The organism is Streptomyces sp. NPDC006134 (genome assembly GCF_040628835.1).
Classification (GTDB): Bacteria; Actinomycetota; Actinomycetes; order Streptomycetales; family Streptomycetaceae; genus Streptomyces.
In genome coordinates this window covers 1-2283 of the sequence record NZ_JBEXTV010000013.1, presented here as the reverse complement: position 1 = coordinate 2283, position 2283 = coordinate 1, and the positions used below count along the sequence as shown (strand labels likewise).

The 2283-nt window shown below is 76.7% G+C and carries 3 protein-coding genes; all 3 read left to right on the top strand.

Annotated features, from left to right (window positions below):
• Positions 1-184 precede the first annotated feature (184 nt).
• From ABZ340_RS10900 to ABZ340_RS10890, 3 genes are read left to right on the top strand one after another with little or no spacing between them, the layout of a single operon-like run.
• Complete coding sequence (locus tag ABZ340_RS10900) at positions 185-898, top strand: hypothetical protein (protein ID WP_358781439.1); 714 nt, start codon at positions 185-187, stop codon at positions 896-898.
• 1 nt (position 899) lies between these two features.
• Positions 900-1322 carry a phage holin family protein gene (locus tag ABZ340_RS10895; protein WP_358781438.1) on the top strand — a complete coding sequence of 141 codons (423 nt, stop codon included), beginning with the start codon at positions 900-902 and terminating at the stop codon, positions 1320-1322.
• Complete coding sequence (locus tag ABZ340_RS10890) at positions 1298-2068, top strand: DUF3618 domain-containing protein (protein ID WP_358781437.1); 771 nt, start codon at positions 1298-1300, stop codon at positions 2066-2068. Before ABZ340_RS10895 ends, ABZ340_RS10890 begins: the two co-directional genes overlap by 25 nt.
• Positions 2069-2283 lie beyond the last annotated feature (215 nt).

Sequence of the window (2283 nt, the reverse complement as noted above, 5' to 3'; positions counted from 1 at the left end):
GGTTCGCCGGGCCGTCCCGCCGCGATCCGGAAGTTCACGCAAGACTCAACAAGTGTCGGATGCCTATATGGGGCGACTCTGGAGAAAACAGACATGCGAGCCACTCGGTGCCCGGTCTTCAGGGCCGCGCACCGTCCGGGACACGTGACCGGTACGCAGGACATCCGATGAGGAGAAACCGCCGATGAGTGATCCCGTACAGACCGGTGCCGGGGGGACCGGAGAAAAGGTCAAGGCAGAGACCTCCGCGACGGCCGGTCAGGCCAGGCAGGCCGCGTCCCAGGTGGCGGGCACCGCTGGAGAGCAGGCCCGTACCGTGATGGGCGAGACGCGCCGGCAGGCCGGCACCGCCGTCGGCGACCTGCGAAGCCGCGCGATGAACGAGGCCGAGGAGCAGGCCAGGCGTGCGGCCGAGGCGCTGCGGCAGTGGGCGGACGACCTCTCCGGGCTGGCCGAGCGCGCCGAGAGCGACTCGCCCGCCCGTGGACTGGTGGCCCAGGCGGCCGACAAGGGGCACCGGGCCGCCGACTACCTGGACCGGCAGGGGGCCGAGGGGCTGGTCTCCGATCTGAGGGGCTTCGCCCGCCGGCGCCCCGGCGCCTTCCTGGGCGGCGCGCTGCTGGCCGGAGTGGCCGTCGGGCGCCTGGCGAAGGCGGCGGGGGGCGCTTCCCGTCCCGAGGACGCCGGACGGGAGCAGACCGCCGGAGCGGCGGACCGGAGCGCCTGGGGGGCACCGGCCGCGACGGCTCCCCCCGGACCGCCGCCCGTGGCCCCTACGCGCACGACCCCGCCCCCGCCCCCGCCCCCGCCGACTGGCCTGCCGCCGGCCCCGGGCACGCCACCGGCCCCGGGCACGCCGCCGACCGGTACGCCGGGCCATCCGTATCCGGAGGTCTGAGGTGACTTCGATTCCCCCCGAGCCCGGGGCGGCCGAACCGCCCGGGCAGGACCAGTCCGTCGGCCGGCTGCTGTCCGCGGTGACCTCGGACCTCCAGACCCTCTTCCGGCAGGAGGTCGAGCTGGCCAAGACCGAGATCAGGGAGGAAGCGGCCAGGGCGGGCAAGGCCGCCGGGATGTACGGCGGCGCCGGCTTCGCCGGCTACATGGTCCTGCTGTTCCTGTCCCTGGCCGCCGTACTCGGCCTGGCCAACGTCATGGACGGAGGCTGGGCCGCCCTGATCGTCACCGCGGTGTGGGCGATCGTCGCGGCCGTGCTCTACCAGAAGGGCCGCGCACGGATGCGGACGGTCTCCCCGAAGCCCGAGCGAACCGTCGCTACCTTGAAGGAGAACGCGGAATGGGCACGTCACCCGACCCGATGAGGGCCGACCAGATGAGGGCCGAGATCGAGGCCACCCGCGGCCGGCTGTCCACGGACGTCGACCGGCTCGCCGACCGGACCAGTCCCCGGCGCATGGCCCGGCGCCGGGCGGAGCGGATGCGCGGCGCGGTGTCGGGCGTCCGTGACCGGGTCATGGGCACCGCGACGCACGCCGCGCACAGTGTGACGGGCACGACGCAATCGGCGGCCGGTTCGCTGCAGGAGGGCACCGGCCAGGCGGCCGGCACGGCACGCGAGGCGGCCGGTACGGCGGCCGACACGGCGCGCGAGATGGCCGGCCAGGCGGGCCAGGCCGTACAGCAGGCGCCCGAGCAGGTCCGCCGACAGACCCAGGGCAGCCCGCTGGCCGCCGGCCTGGTCGCCTTCGGCGTCGGTCTGCTGGCGTCCTCGCTGCTGCCCGCCACCCGGACGGAGCAGGAGAAGGTGTCCGCGCTGATGGAGCAGAGCGGCGAGGCACTGAAGCCGGTGAAGCAGGCCGCCGCCGAGTCCGCGCAGCACCTGAAGGAAGGCGCCAAGGAGGTGACGCAGAGCGCGGCCGCGGAGGTGAAGGACACCGCGGCGCAGGCCGCGCGCACCACCCAGGACGAGGCGCGTGACCAGAGCGGCCAGGTCGCCGAGCAGGCACGCGGCTCCGGCCACACCCTCGCGGACGAGGCCCGGCAGCGTTCCGGACCCGCCGGTCCTGCCGGTCCTGCCGGACCCGCCAGTCCTGCCGGACCCGCCTGAGGCCACCGCGCCCCACCGCCGCTGCGGCGCCGGGGCGTCCGTCCCGCCGTGCCCGCCGGTCGCCCCGCCGGGCCGCCGGCCGTCCCGCCGTGCCCGCCGGTCGCCCCGCCGGGCCGCCGGCCGTCCCGCCGTGCCCGCCGGCCGTCCCGCCGGGCCGCCGGCCGTCCCGCCGTGCCCGCCGGTCGCCCCGCCGGGCCGCCGGCCGTCCCGCCGTG

Coding starts and splice junctions, on each gene's coding strand:
- ABZ340_RS10900 (WP_358781439.1), top strand. CDS start 185: ATGAGTGATCCCGTACAGACCGGTGCCGGGGGGACCGGAGAAAAGGTC.
- ABZ340_RS10890 (WP_358781437.1), top strand. CDS start 1,298: ATGGGCACGTCACCCGACCCGATGAGGGCCGACCAGATGAGGGCCGAG.